This is a genomic window from Nocardioides panacihumi (assembly GCF_039530925.1).
In the GTDB taxonomy this organism is placed as follows: Bacteria; Actinomycetota; Actinomycetes; order Propionibacteriales; family Nocardioidaceae; genus Nocardioides; species Nocardioides panacihumi.
On sequence record NZ_BAAAPB010000002.1, the window covers coordinates 754,109 to 760,164 of the forward strand.

Annotated in this window: 7 protein-coding genes; 5 read left to right on the forward strand and 2 right to left on the reverse strand. The window is 71.8% G+C overall.

Annotation, left to right across the window (positions count from 1 at the left end):
• Positions 1-18: 18 nt before the first annotated feature.
• Both ABD205_RS12805 and clpS read right to left on the reverse strand, forming a co-directional pair.
• Complete coding sequence (locus ABD205_RS12805; RefSeq protein ID WP_344045220.1) at positions 19-600, reverse strand: DUF2017 domain-containing protein; 582 nt, start codon at positions 598-600, stop codon at positions 19-21.
• A complete protein-coding gene (gene clpS, locus ABD205_RS12810; protein ID WP_344045221.1) occupies positions 597-890 on the reverse strand; it encodes an ATP-dependent Clp protease adapter ClpS in 294 nt (97 codons plus the stop codon). Before clpS ends, ABD205_RS12805 begins: the two co-directional genes overlap by 4 nt.
• Positions 891-908: 18 nt before the next feature.
• On the opposite strand from clpS, the gene ABD205_RS12815 reads away from it, so the two are divergent.
• From ABD205_RS12815 to ABD205_RS12835, 5 genes are all read left to right on the forward strand, one after another.
• Positions 909-2,195 carry a nicotinate phosphoribosyltransferase gene (locus ABD205_RS12815; protein ID WP_344045222.1) on the forward strand — a complete coding sequence of 429 codons (1,287 nt, stop codon included), beginning with the start codon at positions 909-911 and terminating at the stop codon, positions 2,193-2,195.
• Positions 2,196-2,282: 87 nt separating this feature from the next.
• Complete coding sequence (locus ABD205_RS12820; protein ID WP_344045223.1) at positions 2,283-2,879, forward strand: isochorismatase family protein; 597 nt, start codon at positions 2,283-2,285, stop codon at positions 2,877-2,879.
• Positions 2,880-2,999: 120 nt separating this feature from the next.
• Positions 3,000-4,226, forward strand: a complete 1,227-nt coding sequence (locus ABD205_RS12825) for an MFS transporter (RefSeq protein WP_344045224.1) — start codon at positions 3,000-3,002, stop codon at positions 4,224-4,226.
• An 80-nt stretch (positions 4,227-4,306) separates the two neighbouring features.
• Positions 4,307-4,774, forward strand: a complete 468-nt coding sequence (locus ABD205_RS12830; protein WP_344045225.1) for a MarR family winged helix-turn-helix transcriptional regulator — start codon at positions 4,307-4,309, stop codon at positions 4,772-4,774.
• The gene (locus ABD205_RS12835; RefSeq protein ID WP_344045226.1) at positions 4,774-6,033 is read left to right on the forward strand and encodes an MFS transporter; all 1,260 of its coding nucleotides are present in this window, start codon (positions 4,774-4,776) and stop codon (positions 6,031-6,033) included. The genes ABD205_RS12830 and ABD205_RS12835 overlap by 1 nt, the downstream gene beginning before the upstream one ends.
• Positions 6,034-6,056 lie beyond the last annotated feature (23 nt).

Sequence of the window (6,056 nt, forward strand, 5' to 3'; positions counted from 1 at the left end):
AGCATCCTCACTGGCCGGTCACTCCGACAGCGCCTCGACCAGCGTCTCCTGCAGGTAGCCGACCCAGTCGTAGATGTCGTGGGCCTGGCCGCGCGGATCGTCGTCGGGCAGCGTCGCCCAGTAGTCCTCGTCGCCCTCCTCGACCTCCAGGCGGGTCGCCAGCGCGAGCCGGATGTCGGTGAACGAGCGCATCCACGTCTCCGCGGTCGGCTCCTCCATCTCGACGTCGATCATCAGGCCGTCCTCCGCGAGCTCCGGCGGGAGGCCGGCGTCCTCGAGCGTGTCGATGATGGTGGCCGCGGCGGCCGCCTTCCCGTCGCGCAGCGCGCCCTCCGTGAAGCGGCGGAAGTCGCCCGCCGCCTCCTCGTCGTCGCGGTAGGCGCTCGGGAAGAGCCGGGCGAGCACCGGGTCCTCGGGCTCGGTCGTGGGGCCCGAGAAGTCGAGCATCGCCTCGAGCGGGTCCTGCTCGACCGGCGCGGCGGACTCGTTGCGCAGCAGCTCGACGAGCTGGCCGGCCAGGGACCGCAGCAGATCGGCCTCGAATCCGGTGAAGTTCGCGATGATCCTGCCGCTGCGGCGATGCCGGGTGAACCCGGTCATTCGGACTTCTCCAGGGTCGCCCACAGGCCGTACTCGTGCATGGCCTGCACGTCGCGCTCCATCTCCTCGCGGCTGCCCGAGCTGACGGCGGAGCGGCCGTCCTGGTGGACCTCGAGCATCAGCTTCTCGGACTTCTTCTTGGAGTAGCCGAAGTACTTCTGGAAGACGAACGTGACGTAGGACATCAGGTTGACCGGGTCGTTCCACACGATGGTGATCCACGGGGTGGCGGGGACTGTCAGGTCATCGGTGACGGGCTCGTCGAGTTCCACCGGGCTCGGCGCGGACATGGGGACCATCGTGCCACGATGGCGCCCGTGGACTCGACAGCCCTCCTCACCGACCACTACGAGCTGACCATGCTTCAAGCGGCACTCGCCGGCGGTACGGCGGGCCGGCGCTCGGTCTTCGAGCTCTTCCCCCGCCGCCTCCCGGAGGGCAGGAGGTACGGCGTCGTGGCCGGTGTCGGCCGCGCGCTCGACGCGCTCGAGGCGTTCAGGTTCGACGACGACACGCTCGCGGTCCTCGACGGCGTGGTCGACGAGCCGACCCTGTCGTGGCTGGCCGACTACCGCTTCTCGGGCGACGTGTGGGGCTACCCGGAGGGCGAGCTCTACTTCCCCAGCTCTCCGCTCCTGGTCGTCGAGTCGACGTTCGCCGAGGCCGTGCTGCTGGAGACGGTGCTGCTCTCGATCTACAACCACGACTCGGCCGTGGCGTCGGCAGCGTCGCGCATGACGCTCGCCGCCGGGGGCCGGCCGTGCATCGAGATGGGCTCGCGCCGGACGCACGAGCAGGCGGCCGTCGCCGCCGCGCGGGCGGCGTACGTCGCCGGCTTCGAGGCGAGCTCGAACCTCGCGGCCCGCCGTCACGGCGTCCCCACGACCGGCACCAGCGCGCATTCCTTCACGCTGCTGCACGACACCGAGGAGCAGGCGTTCAAGGCGCAGGTCAGCTCGCTCGGGGTCGGGACGACGTTGCTCGTCGACACCTACGACGTCACCGAGGCGGTCCGGGTCGGGATCGAGGTGGCCGGCCCGTCGCTGGGCGCGGTGCGGCTCGACTCGGGCGATCTCGGCGTCCTGGCCGTCCAGGTGCGTGAGCAGCTGGACGCCCTGGGGGCGACCCGGACCCGCATCATCGTCACCAGCGACCTCGACGAGTTCGCGATCGCGGCGCTCGCCGCGGCGCCGGTCGACGGCTACGGCGTCGGCACCGAGCTGGTGACCGGCAGCGGGCACCCCACCAGCGGCTTCGTCTACAAGCTCGTCGCCCGTGAGGGCTCGGACGGCGAGCTCGTCTCTGTCGCCAAGAAGAGCGTCGACAAGATCTCCGTCGGGGGTCGCAAGTACGCGCTGCGCCGCCGCTCGGCCGACGGCGTCGCCGAGGCCGAGGTGATCGGGATCGGCGCCGCACCGGTCGACGACGGCGACGACCGGACCCTCCTCGTGCCGCTGGTGCGCGACGGCGAGATCGTCGGCCGGGAGCCGCTCACCGCAGCCCGCGACCGGCACGCCGCCGCCCGTGCCGAGCTTCCCCTCGAGGCGCAGTCGATGGCCAAGGGCGACCCGGTGCTCCCGACCGTGTTCCTGTGACTCCGGTCAGGCGGGACGCGGACCTCGGGCCCTGTCGCGGCGGCGCAACGCTCGCCCGCTCGGCACGAGTCGTGCTCTGATGGGTCCATGGCAGAAGCTCCGGCCGCCACGAAGCGTGCCCTGATCGTCGTCGACGTGCAGAACGACTTCTGCGAGGGCGGGTCGCTGCCCGTGCGCGGCGGTGCACGGATCGCCAGCGACATCGCCGACCTGCTCCGGGCCCGCACCGCCGGGCTGCCCGGGGCGGCGACCTACGCCCACGTCGTCGCCACCAAGGACCACCACATCGACCCCGGGCACCACTTCTCCCGGGAGCCCGACTACCGCGACTCCTGGCCGGCCCACTGCGTGGTCGGCACCGACGGCGAGGCGTTCCACCCGAACCTCGACCCGGAGCCGTTCGAGGCGATCTTCACCAAGGGCGAGCACGAGGCGGCGTACTCGGGTTTCGAGGGTCGTACGACGGACGGCACCGCTCTCGCGCCCTGGCTGCGCGAGCGGCGGGTCACCGGTGTCGACGTGTGCGGGATCGCCACCGACCACTGCGTCCGCGCGACGGCGCTCGACGCGGTCCGCGAGGGCTTCGCCGTGACGGTGCTGGCCGACCTGACCGTCGGGGTCGCCCCGGAGTCGACGGCGGCGGCGCTCGAGGAGCTGCGGGCGGCCGGCGTCACCTTCGCCTGAGGAGCCTGCGGATCGTCCGTTCCGACAACCCCACCGGGACCATCGACCCACTCCGGAAAACCCGACGCTGACGGATGAGTGGCCGCAGGGTTAAGGTCCGGTGTGACCTCGATCTCGGCGATGTCCCCCCTTCGCGAGCGCCCCTTCCGGTGGTACTTCCTGTCCCGCTCGGTCAACCTGGTCGGCACCACGATGTCGCCGGTCGCTCTCGCGTTCGCCGTCCTCGCGGTCGACCACGGCACCGCCTCGCTCGGCATGGTGCTGGCGGCGTACACCGTCCCCCTCGTCGTCTTCCTGCTCCTCGGCGGCGTGATCGCCGACCGGTGGGGTCGTCACCGGGTCGTGCAGACCTCCAACGTCCTGGCCGGCGTCGTCCGCGGGGTCCTCGCGATCCTCGTGCTCAGCGGCCACGCCGACCTCCGCACGATGGTGGTCCTGGCAGCGGTCAACGGTGCCGTGGTCGCTCCCGGCCTGCCGGCGATGAACGGGATCGTCCCCCAGCTCGTGCCGCGCGACCAGCTGCAGCAGGCGAACGCGCTGCTCTCCCTCACCCGGGCCTCGCTGATGGTCATCGGTCCGAGCGCCGCCGCGGCGCTGGTGGTCGGGATCGGTCCCGGCTGGGCGCTCCTGATCGACGCGATCACCTGGCTGCTCGCCGCCGCCCTGCTGCTGCCGATCTCGCTCCCCGCGGCGGTGCCCACGGGCTCGACGATGCTCGAGGAGCTGCGCGAGGGCTGGCTGTACTTCCGCGGGACGACGTGGCTGTGGCTCGTCGTCGCCGCCTGCGGCGTCATGAACGCCCTGGCCGAGGGCGGGCTCACCGCGCTCGGCCCCGTCCGGGCCGACGAGACGTCGATCGGCGCCCACGGCTGGGGCCTCGCGATGTCGGCACAGGCGCTCGGCGCCCTCGGCGCGACGCTCGCGCTGATGAAGCGACGGCTCGAGCGGCCACTGCTGTCCGGCCTGCTGGCCTGCTCCCTCTTCGGACTGCCGATGATCGTGCTCGGCGCCTGGCCGGCGACCGCGCCGCTGATCGTCGCCGCCTTCCTGTCCGGCATCGGCGTGCAGGTCTTCGTCCTCGGCTGGCACGTGGCCGTGCAGGAGAACGTCCCCGACCAGATGCTGTCGCGCGCCTACTCCTACGACCAGCTCGGGTCGCTGGCGACGGTGCCGGTCGGGCAGCTCGCGCTGGGGCCGCTCGCCGCGGCCTACGGCATCGGCGAGGTCCTCACCGTCGCGGGCACGCTGTACGTCGGCATCGCGCTGCTGACCGTCGCGGCCGGCCCGGTGCGCGCGCTCGCCCGGCCCGAGCCGGCGACCGCGTCCAGCCCCGCCGCCCTCACCTGATTTCGGCCTGCCGGCCGGCGGGCGTACGATTGCCTCATCAAGATACATAGTTTCCCTATGGACTCCGTACAATCGACACCATGTACACGCACCTGCCCCACGCCTCGCTAGCGCTCAGCACGGACCTGGTCATCTACACGACCCGTCTCGTGCGGTCGCTGCGTCGTACCCACGACGTCCCCGCCGGGGCGCGGGTGCTGTCGCTGCTCGACGAGCACGGCCCGCTGGGCATCACCCACCTGGCCAAGCTCGACCGGTGCTCCCAGCCGACGATGTCGGCCGCCGTCGCCCACCTGGTGGACGATGGCCTCGTCGTCAAGGACCCGAACCCGCTCGACGCCCGCGGCAGCGTCGTCAGCCTGACCGGCGAGGGCAGGAACTCCCTCGCCAGGCTGCGCGACGCCTACGCGACGACGATCAGCGAGCGACTGCGTGCACACAACCGGACCCAGGAGGAGCTCGCGACGGCCGTCGCCGTCCTGCGCGACCTGCTGGAGCCCGGACCGCTCGAGGGCACGGAGACGGGGATCCCGACCGAGAGGACCTGATGAGCGCCCCCAGCGCCACCCACACCGCCGCCCCCGCCGGCACCAGCTCGTTCTTCCAGCAGCCCCGCGCCGTCTGGGCCGTCGCCTTCGCGTGCGTCATCGCCTTCATGGGCATCGGCCTCGTCGACCCCATCCTCAAGGAGATCGCCGCCAACCTCGGGGCCAGCCCGAGCCAGGTCTCGCTGCTCTTCACCAGCTACATGGCGGTCATGGGCGTCGCGATGCTGATCACCGGCGTCGTGTCCAGCCGGATCGGCCCGAAGAAGACCCTGCTGCTGGGCCTCGTCCTCATCATCGTCTTCTCGGCGCTCGCCGGATCGTCGAGCACGGTCACCGGCGTCATCGGGTTCCGGGCCGGCTGGGGGCTGGGCAACGCTCTCTTCGTCGCCACCGCCCTGGCCACGATCGTGTCGGCCAGCAGCGGCTCGGTGGCCAGCGCCATCATCCTCTTCGAGGCGGCGCTCGGCCTGGGCATCGCCTCCGGCCCGCTCATCGGCGGGCTGCTCGGCGAGCACTCCTGGCGGGCGCCCTTCTTCGGCGTCGCGACGCTCATGTGCATCGCCCTGGTGGCCACGACGTTCTTCCTGCCGGCCACACCGCCCGCCGGCCGGCGCACGTCGCTCCTCGACCCGTTCCGCGCGCTGCGCTACCCCGCCCTGCTCCTCATGGCGATCGTCGCGATCTGCTACAACCTGGGCTTCTTCACCCTGATGGCCAGCGGCCCGTTCGCCCTGCCGAGCTTCGGGATCATGCAGATCGGCTGGACCTTCTTCGGCTGGGGCGTGCTGCTCGCAGTCACCTCGGTCTGGGTCGCTCCCGTGCTCCAGCGTCGCTTCGGGACCGTCGCGACGCTGACCGCCGTGCTGGCGCTCTTCTCGCTCGACCTGCTGCAGATGGGCCTGTTCGCCGAGCACGAGCCGGCGATCATGATCGGCATCATCGTGGCCGGCGCCTTCCTCGGCGTCACGAACACGCTCGTCACCGAGGCCGTCATGCACGCCGCTCCCGTCGAGCGGCCGGTCGCTTCGGCGGCGTACTCGTTCGTCCGCTTCTCGGGCGGCGCCGCGGGTCCGTACGTCGCCATGAAGCTGTTCGAGCACGTCAGCGTGCACGCGCCGTTCTACTTCGGAGGCATCGCCGTCGCCGTCGGCGTGGTCGTGATGGCGCTCGGCGGCCGGATCGTCACCCGCGGCAGCGCCACGGACAGCCCCGGCTCCGTCGAGGTGGCCGAGGACGTGCTGGTGGGCGACATCGACTGACCGACCACGTCGCCGAGTCGGCG

Bases quoted from the DNA above. Each gene is read 5' to 3' on its own strand.
- ABD205_RS12805 (WP_344045220.1), bottom strand. From the start codon at position 600: ATGACCGGGTTCACCCGGCATCGCCGCAGCGGCAGGATCATCGCGAAC.
- clpS (WP_344045221.1), bottom strand. From the start codon at position 890: ATGTCCGCGCCGAGCCCGGTGGAACTCGACGAGCCCGTCACCGATGAC.
- ABD205_RS12815 (WP_344045222.1), top strand. From the start codon at position 909: ATGGCGCCCGTGGACTCGACAGCCCTCCTCACCGACCACTACGAGCTG.
- ABD205_RS12820 (WP_344045223.1), top strand. From the start codon at position 2,283: ATGGCAGAAGCTCCGGCCGCCACGAAGCGTGCCCTGATCGTCGTCGAC.
- ABD205_RS12825 (WP_344045224.1), top strand. From the start codon at position 3,000: ATGTCCCCCCTTCGCGAGCGCCCCTTCCGGTGGTACTTCCTGTCCCGC.
- ABD205_RS12830 (WP_344045225.1), top strand. From the start codon at position 4,307: ATGTACACGCACCTGCCCCACGCCTCGCTAGCGCTCAGCACGGACCTG.
- ABD205_RS12835 (WP_344045226.1), top strand. From the start codon at position 4,774: ATGAGCGCCCCCAGCGCCACCCACACCGCCGCCCCCGCCGGCACCAGC.